At 68.1% G+C, this 23662-nt stretch carries 18 protein-coding genes and 1 pseudogene; 10 read left to right on the forward strand and 9 right to left on the reverse strand.

Annotated features, from left to right (window positions below; genetic code table 11):
* Nucleotides 1-69 precede the first annotated feature (69 nt).
* Nucleotides 70-1509 (forward strand): FGGY-family carbohydrate kinase, encoded by a 1440-nt coding sequence (locus AB0I66_RS35610; protein ID WP_363212173.1) that lies wholly within the window; start codon nucleotides 70-72, stop codon nucleotides 1507-1509.
* A gap of 61 nt (nucleotides 1510-1570) precedes the next feature.
* On the opposite strand, the gene AB0I66_RS35615 is transcribed toward AB0I66_RS35610, so the two are convergent.
* Both AB0I66_RS35615 and AB0I66_RS35620 read right to left on the reverse strand, forming a co-directional pair.
* A complete protein-coding gene (locus AB0I66_RS35615; RefSeq protein ID WP_363212174.1) occupies nucleotides 1571-6844 on the reverse strand; it encodes a tetratricopeptide repeat protein in 5274 nt (1757 codons plus the stop codon).
* Complete coding sequence (locus AB0I66_RS35620) at nucleotides 6841-7311, reverse strand: hypothetical protein (protein WP_363212175.1); 471 nt, start codon at nucleotides 7309-7311, stop codon at nucleotides 6841-6843. The genes AB0I66_RS35615 and AB0I66_RS35620 overlap by 4 nt, the downstream gene beginning before the upstream one ends.
* A 444-nt stretch (nucleotides 7312-7755) precedes the next feature.
* Between AB0I66_RS35620 and AB0I66_RS35625 the strand changes: the two genes are divergently transcribed.
* The 5 genes from AB0I66_RS35625 (at nucleotide 7756) to AB0I66_RS35645 (ending at nucleotide 10524) form a co-directional block, all read left to right on the forward strand.
* Entirely contained in the window at nucleotides 7756-8097 is a 342-nt protein-coding gene (locus AB0I66_RS35625; RefSeq protein WP_363212176.1) for a metalloregulator ArsR/SmtB family transcription factor, read from the forward strand.
* Between the two features lie 3 nt (nucleotides 8098-8100).
* Nucleotides 8101-8616, forward strand: coding sequence for an SRPBCC family protein (locus AB0I66_RS35630; protein ID WP_363212177.1), 516 nt, complete (start codon nucleotides 8101-8103; stop codon nucleotides 8614-8616).
* Entirely contained in the window at nucleotides 8616-9236 is a 621-nt protein-coding gene (locus AB0I66_RS35635) for a dihydrofolate reductase family protein (RefSeq protein WP_363212178.1), read from the forward strand. The genes AB0I66_RS35630 and AB0I66_RS35635 overlap by 1 nt, the downstream gene beginning before the upstream one ends.
* Nucleotides 9237-9343: 107 nt before the next feature.
* Entirely contained in the window at nucleotides 9344-9730 is a 387-nt protein-coding gene (locus AB0I66_RS35640; protein ID WP_363212179.1) for a hypothetical protein, read from the forward strand.
* Nucleotides 9731-9858: 128 nt separating this feature from the next.
* Nucleotides 9859-10524: an MSMEG_1061 family FMN-dependent PPOX-type flavoprotein gene (locus AB0I66_RS35645; RefSeq protein ID WP_363212180.1), complete on the forward strand. Its 666-nt coding sequence runs from the start codon at nucleotides 9859-9861 to the stop codon at nucleotides 10522-10524.
* 802 nt (nucleotides 10525-11326) lie between these two features.
* Here the strand turns inward: AB0I66_RS35645 and AB0I66_RS35650 are convergent.
* Nucleotides 11327-14560 (reverse strand): RHS repeat-associated core domain-containing protein, encoded by a 3234-nt coding sequence (locus AB0I66_RS35650; RefSeq protein ID WP_363212373.1) that lies wholly within the window; start codon nucleotides 14558-14560, stop codon nucleotides 11327-11329.
* 512 nt (nucleotides 14561-15072) lie between these two features.
* On the opposite strand from AB0I66_RS35650, the pseudogene AB0I66_RS35655 reads away from it, so the two are divergent.
* Nucleotides 15073-15195 (forward strand): annotated as a pseudogene (locus tag AB0I66_RS35655) (nitroreductase family deazaflavin-dependent oxidoreductase); the annotation flags it as partial.
* 153 nt (nucleotides 15196-15348) lie between these two features.
* On the opposite strand, the gene AB0I66_RS35660 reads toward AB0I66_RS35655, so the two are convergent.
* Together AB0I66_RS35660 and AB0I66_RS35665 are read right to left on the reverse strand one after the other, a co-directional pair.
* Nucleotides 15349-16335 (reverse strand): CU044_5270 family protein, encoded by a 987-nt coding sequence (locus AB0I66_RS35660; RefSeq protein WP_363212181.1) that lies wholly within the window; start codon nucleotides 16333-16335, stop codon nucleotides 15349-15351.
* Entirely contained in the window at nucleotides 16328-16945 is a 618-nt protein-coding gene (locus AB0I66_RS35665; protein WP_363212182.1) for an RNA polymerase sigma factor, read from the reverse strand. Before AB0I66_RS35665 ends, AB0I66_RS35660 begins: the two co-directional genes overlap by 8 nt.
* A 546-nt stretch (nucleotides 16946-17491) precedes the next feature.
* Between AB0I66_RS35665 and AB0I66_RS35670 the strand changes: the two genes are divergently transcribed.
* Both AB0I66_RS35670 and AB0I66_RS35675 read left to right on the forward strand, forming a co-directional pair.
* Nucleotides 17492-18070, forward strand: a complete 579-nt coding sequence (locus AB0I66_RS35670) for a phosphoesterase (protein WP_363212183.1) — start codon at nucleotides 17492-17494, stop codon at nucleotides 18068-18070.
* Nucleotides 18067-19632 (forward strand): alkaline phosphatase D family protein, encoded by a 1566-nt coding sequence (locus tag AB0I66_RS35675; RefSeq protein ID WP_363212184.1) that lies wholly within the window; start codon nucleotides 18067-18069, stop codon nucleotides 19630-19632. The genes AB0I66_RS35670 and AB0I66_RS35675 overlap by 4 nt, the downstream gene beginning before the upstream one ends.
* 78 nt (nucleotides 19633-19710) lie before the next feature.
* Here AB0I66_RS35675 and AB0I66_RS35680 read toward each other — a convergent pair whose 3' ends face one another.
* The 3 genes from AB0I66_RS35680 to AB0I66_RS35690 form a co-directional block, all read right to left on the reverse strand.
* A complete protein-coding gene (locus tag AB0I66_RS35680) occupies nucleotides 19711-20247 on the reverse strand; it encodes a hypothetical protein (RefSeq protein ID WP_363212185.1) in 537 nt (178 codons plus the stop codon).
* 39 nt (nucleotides 20248-20286) lie between these two features.
* Complete coding sequence (locus AB0I66_RS35685) at nucleotides 20287-20814, reverse strand: DinB family protein (protein ID WP_363212186.1); 528 nt, start codon at nucleotides 20812-20814, stop codon at nucleotides 20287-20289.
* 107 nt (nucleotides 20815-20921) lie between these two features.
* Complete coding sequence (locus AB0I66_RS35690) at nucleotides 20922-21299, reverse strand: cupin domain-containing protein (protein WP_363212187.1); 378 nt, start codon at nucleotides 21297-21299, stop codon at nucleotides 20922-20924.
* A 104-nt stretch (nucleotides 21300-21403) separates the two neighbouring features.
* Between AB0I66_RS35690 and AB0I66_RS35695 the strand changes: the two genes are divergently transcribed.
* On the forward strand, nucleotides 21404-22273 hold the full coding sequence (locus tag AB0I66_RS35695) for an AraC family transcriptional regulator (protein WP_363212188.1): 870 nt from the start codon (nucleotides 21404-21406) through the stop codon (nucleotides 22271-22273).
* Nucleotides 22274-22820: 547 nt separating this feature from the next.
* On the opposite strand, the gene snpA is transcribed toward AB0I66_RS35695, so the two are convergent.
* Complete coding sequence (gene snpA / locus AB0I66_RS35700; protein WP_363212189.1) at nucleotides 22821-23510, reverse strand: snapalysin; 690 nt, start codon at nucleotides 23508-23510, stop codon at nucleotides 22821-22823.
* Nucleotides 23511-23662: the final 152 nt, after the last annotated feature.

Here is a 23662-nt window from a genome sequence, read left to right on the forward strand (position 1 = left end):
GTCCGGCCGGTGCCGCCGCCCCCTCCCGTTTCCCCCGCAGATTCCTCCATCCATCCTCCCGGAGTGGGCATGTCCAGCACCCGTCCCCGCTACTTCATCGGCATCGACAACGGCTCCCAGTCGTCCAAGGTGACCGTCTTCGACGACCGCGGCCGCGCCGTCAGCGAGGGACGCTCCGCGTTGCGCCCCTACGACACCCCGCGCCCCGGCGTCGTGGAGCACCCGGACGACGACCTGTGGACGTCGATCGGCGAGGCGAGCCGCGCGGCGATGGCGGGGTTCACCGGTGACCTTGCGGACATCATGGGCGTGGGCCTGTGCACCATCCGGTTCTGCCGTGCCGTCCTCAAGGCGGACGGCACCCTCGCCCAGCCCGTCATGAGCTGGATGGACGAGCGGGTCGGCACGCCCTACGCGCACACCAACCCCGACGCGGCGTATGTGACGACATCCTCCGGCTACATCAGCCACCGCATGACCGCCGCCTTCCGCGACACCGCGGCCAACTACGCCGGTATCTGGCCGCTGGACTCCGACACCTGGCAGTGGACGGACGACGACGCGGAGCTCGCCAAGTCCGGCATCCCGCGCGCCATGCTCTTCGACCTGGTGCTGCCCGGCGACATCCTCGGCGAGGTCACCGAAGCCGCGGCCCGGCACACCGGCATCCCTGCGGGTGTACCGGTGGTGGCCACCGCCAACGACAAGGCGGTCGAGGCCCTCGGCTGCGGCCTGCGCTCCCCCGACACGCTCCTCGTCTCACTCGGCACGTACGTGGCGGGCATGACGACAGGCCCACGCAACGTCAAGAACGCCGCCGACTTCTGGACCAACTACGCATCCCTGCCGCACTCGTACCTCTACGAGTCCGGCGGCGTACGCCGCGGAATGTGGACGGTCACCTGGTACCGCGACCTGCTCGGCGAGGAAGCGGTCGCCCGGGCCGGCGCAGCCGGAGTGAGCGTCGAGGACCACCTCAACTCCGAGGCGGCGAAGGTCCCACCGGGCTCCGACGGCCTGATGACGATCCTGGACTGGCTCGCGCCCGGCGAGGCCCCGTTCCGCAAAGGCTCGATCCTCGGCTTCGACGGACGTCACGGCAGCTCCCACATCTACCGCTCCATCCTGGAAGCGCTCGCCATGACGATCCACGACTCGGCGGCCCGGATGGCGAAGGAACTCGCCACCGAGTACGGCGAGGTGATCGTCTCGGGCGGCGGCTCACGCTCCGACCTCATGATGCAGATCCAGGCCGACGTCCACGGCATCCCGGCCCGCCGCGCCGAGGCATCGAGCGCAGCCGGCCTCGGCGCGGTGATCTGCGCGGCGGTGGGCCTGGGCGTGTACGCCGACTTCGACGAGGCGATCGACGCGATGGTCCGTCCCGGCGAAATCTTCCTGCCCTCCCAGGCCCATCACCACCTGTACCGACGCCTGGAGAACGTGTTCCGAGACGTGCGCGGCCACACCGACGCGATCTACCGCCGGACGTACGACATCTTCGGCTGAGGACACATGCGGCCCCTCCCTCGGGGCCTCGGACCCGAGGATCTACCGACGTCGGCGTCCGTCACCGGCGCCAGCGCCGCCGCCGCTCCCCGCCCCTGCCCAGGGCGCGCAAAGCGATCTGCCGGTGTTCCGACGTCAGTTCCGCTCCGCTGAGGTCGCCGAGCGCCCGGTACAGGTCGGCCGCCTGCTCTGTGATGCCGATGGCCTCCTCGTACGAGCCCAGATCGACGAGCGTGGCGCCGAGCAGGAGGAGCGTCTGCGCTTCGCGCGAGCGATCCCCCGACTGCTGACACGCCGTGAGCAGCGGCCGCAGGACCTGGAGGGCCACCTGCTTCTGCCCTGCGTCCAACAAGCCGGTGGCCAGCTGAAACAGCATGTGGACCGCGGCGCTCCGCTCGCCGGCCGCCCCGCAGGTGGTGGCGGCCCGGCGGCCGGCCGCGACGGCTTCCTCGAAGTGCTTCGTCTTCAGGAGCGCAAGACAGAGGTTGTTCAGCGCTGAGGCTGCCGCCCTCCGGTCACCGAGCTCCTCGTACACCGCGGCAGCCCCCTCGCAGGCGGGGACCGCCTCACTGTGCCGGTTCACCCTCAGGAGCGTCTTGCCAAGGTCGTAGAGGGCCTGCGCTTCGCGGGGGCGGTCGCCCGTCGCGCGGTGCAGGACAGCGCTTCGACCGCAGGCGGTGATGGCCTCTTCCCAGCGCTCCAGCTCCAGCAGGCCCCGGCTCAGGTTGAGCAGTGCGCTGGCCTCGGCCATGGTGACCTGCGCCGCCCGGAAAACCTCGACGGCCCGCTGATTCGCGGCGACCGCCTCTTCAAACAGACCCACGTCCAGGCAGGCGCCGCCCAAGGCGTACAGCGTCAGGGCTTCCCCCTCGGCGTCGCCGTCCTGCCGGCAGAGGGCGGCGGAACGCCGCCACGCGGCGATGCACTCCTGCGACCGCCCCGCCGACCCCAGCGCCCCTCCGAGTTCCCGCAGCGCCTTGGCCTCGCGGGGGCCGTCACCGGCCTCGCGGTACAGCGCCACGGCTCGCGAGCACAGGGGGACGGCCTCCGCGGAGCGACCGGACCTCTCGTGGATCGTGCCCAAGTGGAGCAGGGCCAGAGCCTCGTGGCCGCTGTTCCCAAGTTCCCGGTAGAGTTCGGCGGCCCGGTGCAGCGCTGTCAGGGATTCGGGATCGTCGCTCTCCCCGAGGGCGATGCCCAGTTCGCCCAGTGCCTGCGCCGCGTCGGCACGGTTGCCGGCCCGCCGGGAGGCAGCGGCGGACCCGCGCAGGGCCCGTACGGCGTCGGCCCCTCGCCCCAGGCCACGCAGCGCGGCCGTGAGGCGCTCCAGGACCTTGCCCTCACCCGCGTGGTTACCTGCCTCGCGGTAGAGCACCGCGGCACGTTCGAGGACGGACACCGCTTCGTCGAAGCGGTCGGCGGCCACGAGGGAGGTGCCGAGGCCGTGCAGCGCCGGCGCTTCATCAGGGTGTTCGTCCGTTTCGCGGCAGATCACGAGTTCCTGCTGAAAGGCGGTGACGGACTCCGCGGTGCGGTGGACGGCGAAAAGGTTGATCGCGAGGCTGTGCAGGAGGACGCGCTCGCGTGCGCGGTCTCCGACCTCGCGATAGCGGGCCAGAGAGCGTTCACCGACGCCGACGGCTTCCTCGTACCGTCCTGCCCCGGTCAGAGCCTCGTGCACGTTGGCCAGCGCATCGGCCTCACCCTTCGGGTCGGCCGTCTCGCGGAAGAACGCCGCGGCCCGCGCCCCCGCGGTGAGGGCCTCGTCCCAGTGTCCGGTCCGATTGTGGGCACCGGCGACGTTGGTCAATGCCTCTGCCTCGCCCTGCCCGTCGCCGGTGGCGCGGAAGACGGCCGCGGCCTGGTCACTGGCCGCCGCGGCCTCCTCGTATCGCTGGGCCCGGATCAGGTTGGTCCCGAGCCGGAAGAGTGCGCGCCCCTGCAGGACGTGGTCGCCGGTGTCGCGGAAGAGGCCGGCGGCCCGTTCGTAGGCCGTGGCGGCCTCGTCGTACCGCTCGGTCCGGGACAAGGCGTCGCCGAGGTTGAGGCGGGAGTCGGCCTCGTGGCGGAGGTCGTCCTGGTTTTGGTAGGTCTCCGCTGCCTGCCTGCTGGGGAGAATGGATTCTGCGGCGCGGCCCATGGAGAGGAGCGCGTTGCCGTGGTTGTGGAGCGGTTGTGCTTGAGGCCCGGCACCGGCCTCCTCGAAGACGGCCGTCGCGCGGGCGCTCACCTCCGCGGCCCGGTCGAATTCTTCCCGGCTCGTCCAAGCCTGGCTCAGATTGGTCAGCACCACGGCTTCCAGGAACAGTGCCCCGGTCTCCCGGAAGAGGGCCGCGGCCCGCTCGAGAACGCCGATGGATTCCTCGATCCGCCCGTCCTCGGTAAGGGCCCGGCCCAGGTTCACCAGGGCCCCGGCCTCGGAGACTCGGTGGCCGGAGTCGGCGTAATGGACAGCGGCCCGCTGGCTGAGGGCCGCTGACTCCTGAAGTCGACCCATGTCGAGCAGCGCATTGCCGAACTCGTTGAGGACCTCGGCCGCCTGGCGCAGATCACCCGCCATCCGGTAGGTGTCCGCGGCCTGCTCGCATGCGGCCACGGACTCGTCGATGCGCCCCACGGAGGTGAAGGACCAGCCGAGGTTGCGCAGCGAACGGGCCAGGTCGGGGAGGACAGTGGCCGAATGTGCCTCGGCGAGGCGCTGGTACAACTCGGTGGCTTGCTGCGTGGCGGCCAGTGACTGTTCCCTGCGGTCCTGGGCGGCCAGCCGTCGGCCGAGATGGTTCAGTACGTGTGCCTGCTCGGAAGAGGTGATGGTGGGGTTCGCCTCGGCCAGCTGCCGATGGAGAGCGGCGGCCTCCTCCGTTGCGACCAGCGCCTGGTCGGCACGGCCCATCGCGTCCAATTGGTGGCCGAGCGCGCTCAACGCCAGTGCCAGACCCGCCCGGTGAGCTCCGGGATGCTGCTCGACCAACCGCTGCTGGATGGCCACAGCTTCCTCTACCGGGGCAAGGGCCTCCTCGTCGGTGGCCGTGCCGCGCAGACAGTTCCCCAGGTTGATCAGCGCCTTGGTCAACTCCGGCCGGAACGCGTCGGGGTTGGCGTCGGCGAGCGGGCGGTACAGGTCGGCGCTCTCGCGCGTCGCGGCCAGCCCCTCCTCTGCGTGGCCCGCCACGGACGCTATGTGTCCCAGGTTGATGAGGGCCGCAGCGAGTTCGGGGCCGTGCGTGGCGGAGTCGGCCTCGGCCAGCTGCCGCTGCAGGGCAACGGCTTCCCGGATCACGGGCAGTGCTTCTTCGTGGCGGCGCACGCTGGAGAGTCCCGCGCCGAGATTCCCCAGTACCCCTGCCAGGCTGCTCCGGTGCCGATGCGGATCTTCCTCGGCGAGCGCGCGGCACAGGGGCACAGCCTCCTGGGTGACGGCCAGCGCCTCCTCGCGGCGGTCGTGGGCGTTGAGCCTGGCGCCAAGACTCATCAGCGAGGCCACCAGAGCGTCCCGGTCGGCCTGTTGCGCGGTTCCGGTCAGGTCCCGGCTGATGGCAGTGGACTCCTTGGCGGCGGCGAGCGCCTCCTCCTCCAGGCCCACATCGGACAGCCGGTTGCCCAGGTCAGTGAGGGAGATGGCCAGGCTGCGGCGGTGGCGTGGGTCCACCGCGGCCACCTGCCGGTCCAGCCTCTCGGCCTCCCGGGCGGCGGCGAGTGCCTCGTCCCGACGGCCGGCGTTGCCGCGGCGCCAGGCCAACGTGCTGTGCAGCCGGGCGAGCCGGGCGGGATCGGTGGTGCCGGCAAGGCGCCCGGCGATCAGGATCTCCTCGATCGCCAGGATTCCGGCGTCCAGGTCGGCGTGCCGCCCCTGCGGCAACCGGGTCTCGACAGCTTCCAAGACAGACAGCAGGTCGGTGTCGAGCCGGCCGTCGTAGAAATTCGAGCCGCCGATCTCAGCCAGCGTCGTCAGGGCGGGGCCGCCCGCCTCCACCACGACGCCGGGATCGGCCCGTAGCAGCGGATACAGCACCTTTCGGCCCATGTGTGCCCAGCGTGCGGAGGCGGAGGCCAGCATGGTGACCGTACGGGGGGCCACGACGGACCGGAGCATGCTCTCTTCCGTCAACGCGGCCGGAACATCAAGGGTCCATGGATCGGGGTCGTCGCCCGTGATGTCGTGCCCCGGCGTCAGCAAGCTGAGAAAGTCCTCCGCGAGCCGGTCGGGATACAGCGGCTCCAGGACCAGGTCCCGGTCTGCGGGCGGATAGCAGAAGCGGTGGTCCACGAGAAGGTCCTGCGGGTCGCCCGGCACCTCCAGTGTGCGCAGGGCCCTGGTACCGGTGCGATGACTGGCCGCCCCCGTAAGAGCGGCCGTGAAGACCACTTTGGCCATGGTGGCCGGACGGGTGCGGAAGTCCTGCCCGTGAATCCCGGCCTCGGAGAGCCGCTGCCACGCCAGGCGTTCACGGTCCAGGAGGTAGGCCGACAACTCGTGCGGCCGGTCCGGAGACCGTGCCCCGCGCGCGTGGGCGTCGACGGCGGCCAGGGCCGCCATGTGCAGGGTCAGGGTCAGTCCGAACTCACGGTGCTCCAGCGCGCCCGGCGGCTGTATGGCTCCGGCGTCGTCGCAGCCGTACAGATCGGGTGCGGCGTAGCGCTCGCGTGCAGCGGTGAACATGCGCAGCCGGTCCGTGGCCAGATCCGGTAAGAGGAGGTCACTCACGTCAGCCCGGCGTTCGTCCAGCGAAGCGCGCAGCGCCGCGAACCACTTGGCGGTCCGGCCGACCAGGAGTACGCGGGCCGGGAGCTGCTGGTGGAGCACCGGCTCGGACAGCAGGCGTTCCAGTTCGCTGTGCACCCACCGGTCTGCGTAGTCGACGATGAGGAGTACCCCCGCGGCATCGTCGGGCGAGGCAGTGGTCCCGGGGTCGACGAGGGAGAAGCCGTTGGCTCGGCCACGGAACCCCGCCTGCAGGGCATGCCACCGCTGCCCGGCCGGACGTTCCGGCGCCCGGGAGCGTTCGGCGAACTCGGTGGCGAGCCGCGTCTTGCCCTGCCCGCCGGGGGCATGCAGCAACAGCACGGACAGCCGGGAGCCCCCGGCGTCCCGCCACTCCTGCAGCCGGTCCAACTCCCCCTCGCGGCCGGTGAAGGGCACGACGTGACTGCGGGCGTCGAGCAGTCGGCTGGGTTGAGCCATCAGCCAGGCCGCATCGGGAGCGACCGGCGCGGGTAACTCCTCGACCGTGGGCAGGCGAGCACCGAAGTAGTTGTTGACCGTTGCCGTCCCGTACGGCCCCTGGGCTCCCGCCGCGCCGGGCGCCACCCGCTGTTCGTACCGGTTCTGCGTCACGACGGGTCGGGGGTGCCGGGTGCGCGGTTGTTGTTCACCGTCACCGTGGCCTGCGGGCCCTGGGCGCCGCCACCGCCGTTGTCCACCCACTGGTTGTAGACGGTGCTGCCGCGCTGCCTGAACGCCTCCATGAGTGCGTGGATCTGGCGGTCTGCGGTCGGGTTCCCGGCGAGTACCTGACGCAGCAGGTCCTCCACTTCGTCCGCACGCTGCGCATTCGCCTCCAGGACCGCCCCGAGCCGTTCCGCCAGGAGGTCGAGCACGGCGCGTTCCCTTGACGCGTCGCCACAGTCGCGGGCCGCGAGGACCGTCGTACGCGCCTGCTCCAAATCCTGCTCGGTGTCCTCCGCACTCCGCGCCGCCCCCTCCAGGCGCAGCAGCCGGGCGCAGCCGTGCTTGACGTGCCCCCAGGCGTCGGTGGTCATGGCTGCGACGAGCGTGGTCGCAGCGGTTGCTGCAACGGTCACAACGGCAGGTTCCACAAAGCTTTCCCTCCCCCGTGGGGGCCAGTGCTCCCCCAGGCCACCAGTCTGCCCTGTTGGGCGGCGTCCGTACGGAGAAACTGAATCATGGTGGGTCCGCTGATACGCGTCGCCATGGGGCGCCGCGCGAGAAACCCGCGACGCGAAGCCGACCAAGGAGTTGAAGCGATCACGAGGGCCAGCAGTTCCTTGAGACTTCGTGAATGGCGCGGCCGGAACGATCGAGTTTTCGTCGTCACGCGGCCTGGGCTGCTGGTCGTCGAAGCGCAAACCCTCATCGCCAGGCCCTTCGACGCCCTCTAACGCATTGCGGCGCCACGATTCCTTCCCGCCCGAAAGCGCAAGGGGCCAGTGCGCAGACTGCCTTCGCAGCGCTACCCCGGAGGACCACCTCCTTGACCTATGCCCATATCGGCATACGATGGATCCATGGCACGAGCAGCGACGACATCGGACGTCTTCAACGCGATCGCCGAGCCGCAGCGCCGGGAGATCCTGGCACTGCTGCGGGCGGGTGAGCGGTCGGTGAACGAGCTGGCTCAGGAGTTGGGGATGACCCAGCCGGGGGCGTCCAAACACCTGCGGGTGCTCCGGGAGGTCGGGCTGGTGCGTGACCGCAAGGCGGGCAAGCAGCGCCTGTACGGCCTTGACGCCAGCGGACTGCGGCCCGTTCACGAGTGGACAGGCGGTTTCGAACAGTTCTGGAACGAGAGCTTCGACCGGCTGGATGCCTACGTGCAGGACCTGAAACAGACCAGGGAAGCGGAGTAGCTGATGAGCACCACGGAACACGGAACGCCGGGGCAGGTGACGCAGTCGGCGAGAGCCGACCGCGAGATCGTCATCTCCCGGAGCATCGACGCCCCACGGGAGCTCGTCTTCGAGGCGTTCACCGAGGAGCGGCACCTGTCGCGGTGGTGGGGACCGGAGGGGTTCACCACCACCACGCGAGCGTTCGAGTTCCGCGTCGGCGGAGAGTGGGACTTCGTGATGCACGGACCGGACGGGACGGACTACCAGGAGTGGATCACCTGGACCGAGCTCACCCCGCCGGAGCGGATCGCGTTGCTTCACGGTGAGACCCGCGACGACCCGAACGCCTTCGAGTCGGTCCTGACGTTCGAGCCTGATGGCACGGCGACCCGGATCGAGATGCGCACGCTGTTCCCCACCAAGGAGGCGCGCGACGAGGCGGCCGAGAAGTATCACGCCATCGAGGCCGGCCAGCAGACCCTGAGCAACCTGGCTGCCTACGTCACCTCGAACGTTCGCAAGGGAGCGGAGGGCTGATGGCCGGGAAGGTGTTCTTCAGCGTGTCGATGTCGCTGGACGGTTTCATCGCACCCGAGACCTCCGCCGAGTTGATGGGGCAGCAGTGGATGGAGCTGCAGCAGTGGGTCTTCCCGCAGCGGTTCTTCCGGGAGAACCTGCATCTGGGCGAGGGCGGCGAGGAAGGGCGTGACAACGACATCCTGCGGAAGACTTTCGAGCGCACCGGCGCGAGCGTGATGGGCAAGAACATGTTCGACGCCGGTGAGCAGATGTGGCCGGAGGAGGCACCGTTTCACACGCCGGTCTTCGTCGTGACGCACGAGAAGCGTGATCCCTGGGAGCGGCCCGGCGGGACCACGTTCCACTTCGTCAACGACGGCATCGAGTCCGCCCTCGACCAGGCCCGCGAAGCGGCCGGCGACCGGGATGTCCGCATCGCGGGCGGCGGCGCGACGATCCTGGAGTACGTCAATGCCGGCCTGATCGACGAGTTCTCGATTGCCCTCTCCCCCGTGCTGTTCGGCTCCGGAATCCGCCTGTTCGACGGTGTGGACGCCGGCCGCGTGGCCCTGGAACAGGTCCGCTCGGAGCGCTCCCCGAGGGTGACGCATGTGACCTACGCCGTTCGGGAGCGGTGACTGTTACGAACTCGGCACTCTCCCGCCGAGGTCAACTCCCGCGGGCGGCCTGCCGCACTAGTTGGTCGCCTGCCTCGTGAGATGCGAGTGCATGCGAGGATCGTGATGTGCCGAGTCCCGATGCTTCGTTTCGCCGCCGTCTGCTGATCGATTCGCTGACCATGTTGGCGGCCGACGCCCAGACCCAGGCGGACTGGCTGGACAAGCATGGCGTGGCGACAGACGAGATCACCCTGGACTTCGATCACGCCTTCCGTATGGCCGAAGCCCTGGTGGAGGAGGGTCGACTCAGCGGTGAGGTGATGGCGGACCTGCGTGAGATCGACGTGGTCCTCAGCGGGATGTACGAGGGCGATGACGCTGATCTGTGGGCAAGGGGTGTCCTGTCCACCGACAACGGCTGGGCTCAGGCCCGGGAGTTGGCGCGCCGGGTTCTCGTTGCGGAACTAGGTGAATGGCAGCAGCCACTTCCGGTGATCACTGTTGTCCGATGACGAGCCACTGACCCGCCTCGCCACCACCACGCCCCTCCTGCTGCACGCCGGGGCGTGGCGACCGGTTAACGCGGGCGAGATCGCCCATTGATCTTCGCGCGGCCTTGGTCATCTTTTAGGGTCGTTGCATGACGACCGACACGGGGACCACCAGTTCGCTCTTCGACGCCCTCCGGGCCGATGCCCTGACCAGCCCGGATCAGCTGCGTGAGCTCTACCCGCAGGCGAATCCGAACGCGCTCCGCAAGGAGATCGACCACCTGACCGCACAGACCCGCGCGCTGATCGGCTGTTCGTCCCTGGTGTTCATCGGCAGCGCCGACGGCGAAGGCAAGGCAGACGTGACGCCGCGCGGCGGCCCGGCCGGCTTCGTCTCCGTGCTGGACGAGACAACCTTGGTGATCCCCGACGCGACCGGCAACAAGCGACTCGACACCATGAACAACGTGCTGCAGACCGGACAAGTCGGCCTTCTCTTCCTCATCCCCGGCCGGCCGACCACACTCCGCGTCAACGGCCGCGCCTGCGTCTCGGCCCGCCCGGAGTTGCTCGCGCAGCTCACGCCGGTCGGTAAGCCGCCCGTATCCGCGCTGGTAGTGCACGTCGACCAGGTCTACCCCCACTGCCCCAAATCGCTGATGCGCGCCCATGCGTGGCAGCCGGAGAAGTGGATACCCGCCGACGCCCAGCCGACCAGTGCCGAGGTGACGCTGGCCCAACTGAACCTGCCGGGCCTGACGGTTGAACAGATCGAGGAAGCCGAAAGGGAGTCGCTGCGCCTGCGCTTCGAGTGAATCGGACTGAGGCGAAGGCGAGCCGCCGGCGGCTACGCGAAAATGTAGCCCGTTACCGGGTGGGATGTACCCCTCGAGAACTCGGTCGTCTTATTGCTTGCCCCGCTTCTTCTGATGGCGTCCGTAGAAGATCATCGCTACCAGCACTGCCATAGCCACGAGGAAAATAACTAAACCACCAGTGCCGTCGGGGTACCAGCGTCCCGCAGCGATCGTTTCCAAGATGACCCCTCTTTCCGGGGAAGGCGGGGTGCGGTGTCTCACGGCCCGCACGCCGCCCGGCTGATTACAGAGCAGCGTCGGTCCAGGGGCACTAGCCTCCGGACCGGCATGCCATCAATACCAGATCCTTTACTTGTTTCGCCCTCGAACTATGACAAAGATCCCAATAGCGAAGCCGATCACGAGTACGGCAACCGTCACCGGCGGGTTATCGGTAATGCCTGCGCCAGCATGGATCATTGACCTCTCCCCTCCCCCTGGTTGCGGGGCGCGGCCTTCTATTCGGGCCCTACCAGCCCCGTGGCTGCTTAGAGCCCTCCACTGCAGATCAGCGTTGAAGCGTAGGCACAACGACCAGCACAGCCAGCAAATGAGGACTGACCTCGATCGCCGCAACCAATCCAAAATGTTGGCAACCGACACCTAAAGGCCGGTTGCCAACATCTCGGACTACTTTTTCTTCTTTGACCGTACAGTCACCAGGATGAAGACTACCGCGCCGATCAGCAACGCAATGATCATCATCGGTGTACTGTTCGAGATGAATGCACTGAGCTCAGTCATATCTCTCCCGCTTCTCTCACATGACCCTTCCCGCTACGACTCCGAGCCCCCAGTAGGCGGTATTGACGCCACGGGACATCGTCTTACTGGCTTTGAGCAGGTCCGCGCCGAGTCCCACCTTCGCGCCCACGAGATTCACCATGGCTCCGCCTGCGATTTTCGAGGGACTATCGCCATTCGCGATTCCACCGGCTACTTCCAGTCCAGTGCTCAGTGCTGCGAGGCCGAGCCCCACGCCCAGGGTAGGTGCCGTGACGGCAGCTGCTAGCCCCACTGCCTGACCGGCATAACCGAGCGCGTCGCCAATCGAGAGCAATCCGTTGGGATCGATGCGGTTGACGGGGTCGCCTTCGGCGTACAGGTAGGGATTCTTCTCTTGGCCGGAGGGGTCGGGGCTGTTGAAGCGGCCGATGTTGGGGTCGTAGTAGCGGGCCGCGAAGTGGTACAGCCCGGTCGGGTCCTGGTAGCCGCCGGCGAACCGGTAGGGCTGGGAGACCTTTTCGCTGCTCGCCGCTCGGGTGACACCGCGGGGGCTGTAGCCGTACGAGTTCACCTTCGCGCCGGACTCGTCTGCCGTGGCGACGACGGAGCCGAGGGCGTCGGTGAGGTAGTAGTAGGCCTTGCCGTCCCGGGTCATGGAATTGAGTGTGCCCCCGGGTTCCCGGTTAAAGCCCGTGTCCACGCCCGCAGTTGAGTTGGCCGACAGGCCGATCGGACCGTTGTGGAAGTAGGTGTCGCCGAGCTTGATGCGCTCGCTCTGGTCGGTGGAGCCGTACTGGCCGGCGTAGGTCTTTCCACCGACGGTCAGTGAGGTGAGCTGGCTGTGATCCGACCACTTCTCGCCCGTGCGGGTCCCCTCCGGGGTCGACGCCGCCGCCGTCTCGTGACCCTCCTTGTCGTAGGACCAGTTCGTGGACGAGCCGTTCTTCGCGGTGATCTGCTGCGCGTCGTTGATCGTGTAGGTGGTGCCGCGCGGGCAGCCCTTCGCGGTGCCCTGGCTGGTGAGGTTGCCGGCCAGGTCGTAGCAGTACTGCCAGGACTCGTTCAGCGTGGAGCCCTTGTTCTCCGCGGCGTAAGAGAAGCGGCCCGCACCGTCGTAGCTGTAGGTCGTCTTGGTGCCTGCCACGGCGTCCGTGCTGGTGCGGATCTTGGCGCCGTCGGTCTTGGCGTCCGTCCCGTATCCATAGGTGTAAGCGAGGTCGACCAGGGTGCCCTTGCTGGAGGTGGCCCTGATCTTCTCGGGGCGGCCCGACTTGTCGACGTCGACCTTCTGCACCGTGCCGCCGGGGTAGGCGGTCTCGGTGCGGACGTCGTTGTTGTTGTATTTGTACGACGTCACCCGGCCCTGCGGGTCTTTCAGTTCCTTGAGCTTGTTGACGTCGTTCCAGGTGTAGTCGACCTTCCCGGCCGGGTCCTGGTAGTAGTCGACGTTGCCGGCCGGGGTGTAGGCGAGCAGGGTCTGGGAGCCGTCCTGCAGCGTGCGGATCGTCTCGCGCTGGAGCGGGTCGAACTGGTACTTGACGGTGCCGGTGTTGTCGTCGCGCTGACGCAGGTTGCCGTCGTCGTCGTAGAAGTAGCGCACCGTGTCGTTGGTCGTCGACACCGTCTTGATGCGGTCCAGGTGGTCGTAGGTGAAGACCTTCTTGATGCCCCGGCCGTCGGTCAGGGTCTCGGTGCGGCCCAGGCTGTCGTAGGTGTAGGTGCTCTCGCCCAGCGGCCCCGGCGGGCTCACCTTGGTCAGGTTGCCCTTGCCGTCGTAGGTGAAGGACGTTTTCACCGTCTTGGAGGCGGACATCTTCGTCTCGGCCGCACACCGCTGGCCCTCGAAACCACCGCAGTTGGGAGTGGCGGGGTTGTAGGTGTAGGAGACGCTGCCGCCGCCGGTGCCCTCCTGAGCCACCGACTTCGTGTTGCCCGCCGTGTCGTAGCCGTACTTGGTCTTCTCGCCGTCCGCGTTGGTGGAGTCCTTGGGCACGTCGCCGCCGGCGATCGTCTGCCAGCTGGTGAGTGACTTCCCGCCCGTCGGGGACTCCGCGCTCTCCAGGTTGTTGCGAGTGCTGAACCCGTAGTCGGACACATTGCCGGGGGTAGTGCCTGACCCCATCGCATCGGTGGCCGTATCCACGTTGTGGTTCGCGTCGTACTTCGTGGAGCGCTTGTGCCCCAAGGCGTCGGTGACCTCATCGACCTGGCCGTCACCGTCGTGCTTGTACCGGGTGGCGTGCTCCTCGGGGTCAGTCACCTTGGTCGTGCCCGCCGCGGTGGGCGTGGTGGCGTCGTACTCGTACCTCCAGGTCGGGCCGGTGTGGCCAGAGCCGTTGAACTCGGTGGCGCGGAGCATGGAGGTGACGCGGTTGGCGCTGTCGTAGGTGAAGACGGTGACGCGCTTCTCCGCCGTGGTGATCTTTGTCAGGCGTCGGGAGGAGTCGTAGTCGAAGGTGGTGGTCTTGCCCTCGGCGTTGGTGCTCTTGTGCAGGTTGCCGGCCGGGTCGAGGTCGAAGACGGCGGTGCGGCCGGAGTTGTCCTTGGCCTGCCACTGCGAGGCGTCGGTCTTGACCAGGTCGATCCACCGGCCGGAGCGGGTCTCGGTCAGCTTGAAACCCTTGTGCTCGCCGCCCTCGTCGTGCTGGGTGACGGTGATCGTGCCCTTGTTCTTCTCGGTGACCTTGGTCAGTGTGCCATCAGCGTTGTAGGTGTCCTTGGAGGAGGACTTCCAGTTGGTGACCGTGTAGGTGCCGTCCGCGTTCTTCTTCAGTTCCTTCGAGTAGCCCTTGGGCGTGGTGTAGGTACCGTCTGCCTTCTGGGTGAAGCGCAGGCTGTCGCCCGAGGCGTCGTAGAGGACGACCTCGCCGTCCAGGACCTGCAGGTAGCGCTCGTACTGCTGCCACCACCGCTGGGAGACCTTGCCCCACGGGGCATCCAGGGAGTTGTAGGTGCGCGACAGGCTCAGGTTCTGGCCCACCCCGGCAATCTGGAAGTCGGTGGCGGTCAGCATGAGGTTGCCGGTCGAGTAGTTGACCCGGGCGGTCAGCGCGTCCGTGATCGCGAAGTTGCTGATCTTGTGCCAGGGCACATCACCCTGCCCCTCGGGGACGTAGTCACTGGGCGCCGCACGGCCCGATCTGCCGGCCTCCTCACCGCCCTGAGCGCGCTTCTTCTGCTCCGCCCGCCACCGTGCCAGCTCATCGGAGGGCGTGCGCTCGGCCTGCGGCTCCACCGGCTCGTTCGTTCCCACTTTCACCGGCGGCATGGTGAACGTCGGGGCGTCCTTGCCCCACGCCGATCCCGGCTCATCGGCGGCCGAGGCGACGCCTGCGGCCGGCAGCAGAGACAGGGCCAGGGCGCCAGAAGCCACCACTGCAGCCGTGGCCAGGCTGGTTCTCTTCCGGGCACGCGAAAGGCGCGCACCCAAGGTGCGATGCATCAAGGCTTCCCCCCACAGGAAGACACATCTCGCAGACCCCAATGGCCACGAGAGGCACACAAATTGACACACCATCACCACCAGCGCCCGGGCGTTCCCCCAAAGTCCCCCAGCATGCGAGGCAGAACTAGCCCTTCCACATGTAGCCGCCAAATAGCCACAAAATCTATGGGAGTAGGACGCTACCTTTCACACATCGAAATATTTCCGCACAACAATCGTAGGGATGTGGCGCAAAAGCGCCCCCTGGTGACCAACATCGGCAGGGTAGGAAGCTGACGTGGGAGCCGCACGGACCCGGCAACGCAACTTGCTGCGCTACCGGGAGCATGCGCAGGCGGGCCAGCGGCCTTGACCGGCAAGTGGTCCTGGAAGTCGTCGAGTACGACGCCGAGAAGGGAAGCGTGGTCCTGGCCTCCGGATTCGGTCCGAACGCCGCCTGGTACCTGAACCTGCGCGCACCTTCATGGGCTTCGACCTGGACGGCAGCGTCCGCTCCTAGCAGCAGGCCGGCCGCCATATCCCCTTCGTGTGCCTCGACATCACGACCGGCCCATCCTGAACCTGCTCTGACACGGCCTGCCCCCATAGGGCAGCGGGCAGCGGGGCCGGCTTCAGGGGCGCTGCTTCAAGCGGTCGACGATCGCCCAGTCCACTACGTGGGACACCTGGTCGTACGTCTTGTCGCCGGACGCCGACGTTCGCTCGTCCCTGAAGCCCAGGAATTCGTAGGACTTCGGTTCGAAGATGAGGGCACTGTCGCTCGCGAACGGACTCTCGGGATAGGAGATCCCCACCCCGATGCGCCCGGCGGAGTCCTTCACCCCCGGGGTCGCCTGGATCCCGGGCACCAGGGCCAGTGCCTCGTACGCTGCTGGACGCAGTCCTTGCGGCAGTACCGGCCACTTCAGGAGCGCGCCGAGCATGAAGTGGGCGTCGTACCAGTCCTGTGTGGTGAAGTCGCTCAACGGCTTGCTGGAGGTTCCGACGCCGACAATCTTCGGGATGAGCTTTTCGGGGCGGGTGGGCAGCCTCTGCAGTTTGCTCCATTCCCGAGGCGGCCACACGCCCTCACCCTTCTGCAACGGCTCCTCCCAGATCACCCGGCCGAGCTCCATGGTCAAGGAGCGCTTGGAGCCGTCCACGGAGTCCCAGTTCTCGTCCTCGTAGGACTTGACCTCACCGGTCTTGCGTTCCGTCTCTTTGATGATCCGCTTCGAGTAGATGAACTGGTCATCACGCGGCGCCGCGGTCTTCTCGTGCCTGCCCGTGTGCACTGCAGCCCCGTTCAGGACCGTTGCGGCACTGACATTGCCCATCGGCGGGGTCGCCGTGCCCGACAGGCCATCGGCGCGGTCGGGACCACCGCCCTCGTCGACGCCGTCTTGGGTGAGCGCTACCGCTGTTCCCGTCACCGCCACGGCGGCCACGGCAGCTGTCGCAAGCCGCAGTGCGTGGCGGCGGCTGGGGGCGGCATCCGTGTGCCGCTGCGTGCGCGCCATCGTGTTGAGCAGTCGGTGCCGGGCCGTGGCCCGCGCCGCTTCGGTGAGCGGTGCGGCGTCCGCTTCCCAGTCCCGCAGGAGCTTCAGTTCGTCAGTCATGGTCGGATACCTCTCGCAGTGTCGTCGGATCGGATCCGCCCAGCGCTTCGCGCAGCTTGCCGCGGGCCCGGTGCAGCCGTGATCTGACCGTGCCGATGGGTACGTCGAGGGCCTGGGCCACCTCCTCGTAGCCAAGACCGCCCCACGCCACCAGCAGCAACACGTCCCGATGCTGGGCGGGCAGTGCGGCGAGCGCTGCTGCCAGTTCGCGGCCCACGGCCTGCGCCCCCACCCGCGCCGCAGCACGATCGGCCAGCGGCTCCTCGTGATCGGCCGGAGCCGGGATGCGGGCCAGGGCCTTGAAGCGGCGGGCCTCGGCCCGCCGGTGCCGGCCGACGAGATTGGTCGCTATGCCAAACAGCCAGGGCCGGGCGCCATCGCCCGTGGCTCGCGAGGGGTCGTAGCGGTGCCGCTGTTGGAACGCAGTGGTGAAGGTCTCCGCCATGAGGTCGTCGGCCGGTTCGCCGCCGAGCCTGCGAGCCAGATAGCCGTGTACCACTTCCGCGTAGCGATCGAAGAGTGCGGCGAATGCCTCGGGGTCGTCCCGGGACCGCGCAATCACCGAGGCATCACTCTCCGCCCCCGTGCGGACGCCTGGCTCGACGGTCATCGGGGCTCCTCTCGTTCAAGGGAACGTGCTTCGAAGGCTTGGGCTTACAACTCTCCTTCGCCGCTAGGCGATGTTGAGTTCCCTCGGGCCCCGGCTGCTGGAGCTCAATCGAAGTAGAGGTCACGTGCGAGGCCGTCATGGAGGGCGGCGCCTGGCTGCGTGGCGGGCGTGTGGAGGGTCCCGCCGGGGAACGGGGTGCCGCCGTGTTGGCGCCCGGTCGCGGCTTCAGTCTGCCGATCGTAGGCCTCCTGCCGCCTGTTGGGCCTGGATCGTCAGCGGTGTCTCGCCCCACCACGAGTCCGGCAGCCCCGGAAGCGATCCGGAAGTCGAGCGAGCGGGTCCGCACCGATAAAGCCGATAGCGCACCACCCGCCGGGCGCCGGGCGCCGGGCGCCGGGCGCCGAAGACGGTGGGACTCCCTATGGCAGCGACGGCAGACCGCCACGGTCAGGCAGCGGTGGTAACAGAATTCGCCGGAATACTTCTCCTGGTTCACGCGGGAATGGTGGGCTGACCGCGCTCAACTCATCGATCAAGGAGGCGCGCGTGAATCTCGTCGTCAACGGCGACGCGGAGAGCGGGGTCGGCGGCACCGCCGACCCCGTCTCGAAAGTCCGTGGCTGGAACATCACCCAGGGAGCCCCGGCGCTCATCGCCTACAGTCTTGGCGGTGGTTACCCGACCGCGTCGGACCCCGGCCCGGCCCGCCGCGGCAGCCGCTTCTATTCGGGCGGCAACAGCCCGCGCACCGTGCTGATGCAGGACATCGACCTGCCCAGGAGCGGTCCGACCGGACGTCGCGCCGTCGACGCGGGCAAGGTCCGCTACATGCTGGCCGGCTGGCTCGGCGGATTTGCCTCACAGGAGGACGGCGCACGCCTGTCCGTGGAATTCCGCGATGCCAAGAACACCCCCCTGGCCCTCAGCGTCCTGGGCCCGGTCAGCGCGGGCGACCGGCAGAACAAGACGGGGCTCCTGGAGCGCACGGCCGAAGCCGCCGTGCCGCCCACCGCCCGCTCGGCGCGCGTCCTGCTCGTCTTCACGCGCAGCGGCAGCGGCACCTCCAACGACGGCTACGCAGACGCCCTTTCCCTCACCCTCAGCGCCACCGGAGGCCGTCGATGACCGTCAACCGCCGTGACCTGCTCAAGTCCGCCGCGGCCGTCGGTGCCCTCAACCTCGCCTGGCCGCTCGCCCCTGGTCTGACCCCGGCACAGGCCCGCGAGGCCGCCGAGAGCCTGGGCGCCCAGTACGATCCCGCGCCCTTCACCCTCGGCGTCGCCTCCGGTGATCCGCAGCCGCACTCCGTGGTGCTGTGGACCAGACTCGCGCCCGAACCACTGGCCGCCGAACAGCAGCTTCCCGAGGTCGTCGAGGTCGAGTGGGTCCTGGCCAAGGACGCCGGGCTGCGCCGCGTCGTCGCCCGGGGCACGGCGCCCGCCTCGGCGACGCTGGGCCACAGCGTGCACGTCCCGGTGGACGGCCTGGCCCCCGGCCGCCACTACTGGTACGCGTTCAAGGCGCTGGGCAAGACGTCCCGTGTGGGGCGCACGAAGACGGCGCCGCGCGGACGCATCGACAAGGTCACCTTCGCGGCCGCCAACTGCCAGGCCTTCCACGACGGTTTCTACGCGGCCCACCGCGGCATCGCCCGCGAGAAGGTCGACTTCGTCGTCCACCTGGGCGACTACATCTACGAGCACGGCCAGGTCGGCGGCGTACCCGAGCAGCACGTGCGCGACCATGACGGCCCCGAGATCCTCACCCTGGCCGACTACCGCAAACGGCACGCTCTGTACAAGGGCGATCAGTCGCTGCGCGAGGCGCACGCCGCCCACCCATGGTTCTTGACCTGGGACGATCACGAGGTCGTCAACGACTACAGCGGCACTGGTGGCGGCGCACCGTTCATGCGGCGCCGCGCGGCCGCCTACCAGGCCTGGTACGAGCACTTGCCCCACCGCGACTCCTTCGGCGGCTCAGCGCTGCCCGACCCCGAGATCCACCGGGTACGGCGCTGGGGCGACCTGCTGGAACTGGCCATCCTCGACCTGCGCTCCTACCGCTCGGCGCAGAACCTGCCCGATGGCACCATCCTGGGTGCCGAGCAGAAGACGTGGCTGAAGAAGACCATCGACCGGGCCCCCGACGCCTGGCACATATGGGCCAATTCGATCATGTTGAGCCAGCTTCGGGGCCGTCCCGGCGGCTCGTACATGTTCACCGACCAGTGGGACGGCTTCCTCGCCGAACGCAAGGAAGTCCTGGAGCACGTGCACCACAGCGGTCTGGAGGACCTGGTCGTCATCACCGGCGACTGGCACTCCGCCTTCGTCGACGACGTCCGCACCGACTTCGACGAACCGCAATCCCCCCTCGTCGGCACCGAGTTCACCGCTCACTCGATAACCTCCGGCGCCTACTCCCCCGACTGGAACGCCACCAACGGGCCACTGATGGGCAAGGCCAACCCGCACCTGAAGTACTTCGAGGGCAACCGGTACGGCTACGACGTGTACGAGGTGACACCTCGACGCTTCAGCGCGCACATGCGCGTCATCGACGACCGGCGTGACCCGAACTCCCCCGTCAGCACCCTGACCACCTTCCACGTGGACCGCGGCACGAGCGGGTCCTACGAAGACAAGGACACGAAGAAGTCACCTGCGCAGTACCGCAGGGACTGACACGTAGCTGCCCGTGCCCTGTCATTGTCCTGCTCGTGCCCTGGCCGAAACAGCCCGGGGCACGGGCAGGGCCCCGCTTTACGTTTCGGTGTCCAAGGCCCTCCGTGCGACGATCTGGAACGCCGCCTCCAAGGGCTTCTTCGCCTCGAAGGCCGCCACGAAGCGTGCGTCATGCTCCTCGAGCCGCCCGGTTCCGCCTGCGATGGCTGCGCGAATCCAGGCTCCGGTGAAAAACTCCCACTGTCTCAACGCCTCGCGCAGGTCTTCGGCGGCCACAGCCACGGAGTGCGGGCCGGCTATCGTCACGGCAGCCGCCGCAGCGCTGAACTGTGTCCAGGCGTCGTGCACGCTGCTGCGGGCACCTTCCCAGTCCTCGACAGCGCCTTCACCCTGCAGCAGGTCGGACGCCTTCCAGCAGGCATTGGACAGTTGCTTTGCGCACGTGACGAAGCTCGTGTACGTCTCGCGCCGCAAGTCCGCGACCCAACGCTTCTCCTCCGCCCGGTGCTGAGCATCGACGGTCCGCAGCTGGGTGCTGAGGGTGAGCAGGCCTCCCCCGAGGCCTCCTACAGCGCCGATTGCTGCACCGAGTATCGCCGCAATGCCTGCTTGCACCCGCTGCCCTCACATCCTTCTCCGGCGCCCATCCGTACCTCACGCCCCGGCGAACCCGTCGATGCGCTCTCGGATCAGGTCGGCATGGCCATTGTGGCGTGCGTACTCCTCGATCATGTGAATCATGATCCAGCGCAACGAGACCCCTGCATCACCTACATGTCCGGCATCCTGCTCCGACAGGTGACCGACGTCGTCCAGTGAGGCGGCAGCGATGAGTTCACGCCCCCGATCAACCTCCTTCTGCCAGATCGCCATGGCTTCCTCGAGTCCTCGGTCTTCCACGAGTGCAAAACCGTCGACGTTGCTCTCCTCAAGGACCGCGGGCAGGTCCTGACCTGCGAACACGTGCTGGAACCAGTTTCGCTCCACCACAGCCAGGTGCTGGACGAGGCCCAGCAGCGTCATCGACGACGGCGCAGCCGAAGCCAGCCGTAATTGATCATCTTTGAGGCCTGAGCACTTCAGGACGAGAGTGGCACGGTGAAAGTCGAGCCACGCTTCCAGCATGGCGCGCTCACCAGCGTGCGGGGGCGGGACAGGGCGTCCATCCGGTGTCGTAGTCATGGCTGCAATGTGGCACGAACCAGCCTGGGCTACACGGCCCTTCGCCGACGACGAAAAAACCCGCGATCACCCCATCCCGCCGAGTCAGCGACACCAACACCTCCGTGTCAGTTGAGGTTCTCGGCCGCCTTGGTCATCGACCCTCCTGCATCGCCGGTGTTGATCGTCCCTGCCGGCTCGAGCAGCAGGATCGCGGTCTCCTCGTCCGCCACCGGGCAGTGCTCGACGCCGCGGGGAACCACGAACAACTCACCGGGTTCCAGCACCACATCGCCATCCCTGAGCTGGATGGTCAGGCGTCCGCTGATGACCAGGAAGAGTTCGTCGGTGTCCTCGTGGGTGTGCCAGACAAACTCCCCTTTCAGTTTGGCCAGCTTGACCTCGTAGTCGTTGAGGACAGCCACTTTCTTCTGCGACCACAGCTCGCTGAACTGCGACAGCTTGGCGGCGATGTTGACAGCAGCAGGAACAGCAGACCTCGACATGGAGCATCTCTCCTCAGGGCTGGGCAATCGGGAAGGCGTCAGCTCTCCCGGGGGCATCACAACCCTGCCGTGCTCATACTCCCTCGGTCTTGTACGTTCCTGGCATGACCGGTGACCGCCCCCGCACGTGCATCAGCGCCTGGAAACCGTCAGTCCCAGGAATCGCCGAGGTCTTCCACGCACACTTCACCGACCACGCGTATCCGTCCCACACCCACGACACGTGGGACCTGATGATCCTCGACGACGGCTCGGTCGACTTCGCACTCGACCGCCGCCGCCATGGAGCGACCGGCAGCGCGAGCGTCCTCCTGCTGCCACCGGGCGTCCCACACGACGGTCGGACCGTCACCGCGACGGGCTTCCGCAAACGCAACCTCTACCTCGACGACTCCGTACTCCCACAGCGATGGGCCGGCCGCGCGGTGGACGCTCCCGTCGTCAACGACGGGATGCTGCGAGATCGGATCGACCAACTGCACGCTGCTCTCACCCATCCCGGAGACCGGTTCGAAGCCGAATCCCGGCTCGCGTTCATCCGCGAACGGCTCCACTTCCACCTCGCCGCGCTCCAGCGCCGCACACCGGGGCGTGAGGCCAACCGGCTTGCCGCCGAGCTGCGGGCGCTGCTGGATTCACGGATATCCACCGGCATATCCCTGCGCGAGGCCGCCGCCATGCTGCACGCCCACCCCACGCACCTGATCCGCTGCTTCAAGCAGGCGTACGGCCTGCCGCCCCACAGCTACCTCACCGGCAAACGCATCGATCAGGCACGACGCCTCCTGCTCGACGGTCACCGGGCCGCCGACGTGGCCACAACCGTGGGATTTCACGACCAAGCCCACTTGAACCGACACTTCACACGCCACGTGGGGACCACACCAGTGCGGTACAAGCACACGCACCCCGGTTCAGCGGTGTCAGCGGTGTCAACGGTGTCAACGGTGTCAGCGGCTGCGCGCACGGCCTGAGATGCGTGGCCCCGATCTGCGCCGCCAGGACCTGTCAGCGGCACTCCACACCCCAGACACCAGACCCCAGCCTGCTGCTGAACATCCTTCAGCGGCCGTCGCACGGGTCGTCGTCCGCAGGTACCGGCTTGGTGTCGGCCGCAAGACAGGAGGAATACACCCGTGGGGGCGCGGGCCCCGGCTCCGGTCCCGGTCCCGGTTCCGAAGAGGCGCGTTCTGTAATGATCATTGCGGTACCGACGAGGGTCAGCGCTGCCATCGCGGCAAGCAAGGCGCCGCGGTTCATCCGTATCGGCTTGGACACCCAGGCATCCTACGAGCGCCCCGACAGGTTCTCGCCGCATCGCGACATCCTCATCGACGAGACCAACAACGGATTCGGCGAGCCCGTCCGAACGAGCTCACGCACCCGACCCGGCCGCGGCAACGCGACGTCTTCCCCGAGGTCGGGCTGACCCTCGCAGGAGAGTGCGCCGCACGCGGCCGGGCGGGCGCACGGGGCCAGTTGCGGTAGATGGCCGGGCGCCCTGCGGTGGCGTAGTGCCGGTCAGCGGACCTTGGTCAGCTCACCCTTGTACTTGAGAGTGGCGATCCCCCTGGCCCACAGGTTGTTGACCCGCTGGCGCTCTGTCGCGTTGGGGTAGGCGTTGGTGCAGGACGTGCCGGGGCCACCGCCCGACATCAGCTCGCTGCACGGGCCCGAGTAGTGGTCGGGCAGACCCAGCACGTGCCCCGTCTCGTGGGAGGTCACCCGCGTGGAGTTGTACTGCTGGTTCTGCCGGTAGTCCAGGAAGATGTAGCCGTGCCCGCGCCCATCGGTCGAGGCATACGAGCCGCGCGAGTCGTTGCCCTCGCGGTACTCGAAGTCGGCGCCCGAACTGGACTCCTGCAGCTTGACGTTGCTGACCGAGGAGTTCCAGATCTGCGTGCTCTGCGCTATCTGGCTGCGGAAGCTCGGCGCGCGGGTCGTGCGGTAGCGCACGGTGACGACCTGGATGCCCGGCTGCGCCGCCTGCTTCTTCAGCGCCGACTTCATGACGGCATCGAAGAACTCCTGATTGGCGGACGCCTCCTCCGCGGAACCCGCGTACGACGATGTGGTGTTCGTTGAGGCAGACTTGAGCGCGTCGGGGGCGGGCGCTGCGAACGCCGTGGGCGCGGCCAGCGAGCCGACCAGGGCAGCGGCGCCGAGGACGGCCAGCAGGCTGGTGCGGGATCTGTTACGGGATCTGTTCATGGGGGTGAGTCCCTTTTCGGATGTCCGGTGGCCTCGAGGGCCGGGGCGTCCGGGAGCCTTCGGAGCGCGAGGCGCCTGAGGTCCCGGGACCGGGGTCCGTTGGGTGCGGGCCTGCGGTCGCAACGAGTATCGGGACGACGGGGCTCATCCGC

Origin of the sequence: Streptomyces sp. NPDC050439, from assembly GCF_040655335.1 — a bacterium.
Taxonomy (GTDB): Bacteria; Actinomycetota; Actinomycetes; order Streptomycetales; family Streptomycetaceae; genus Streptomyces.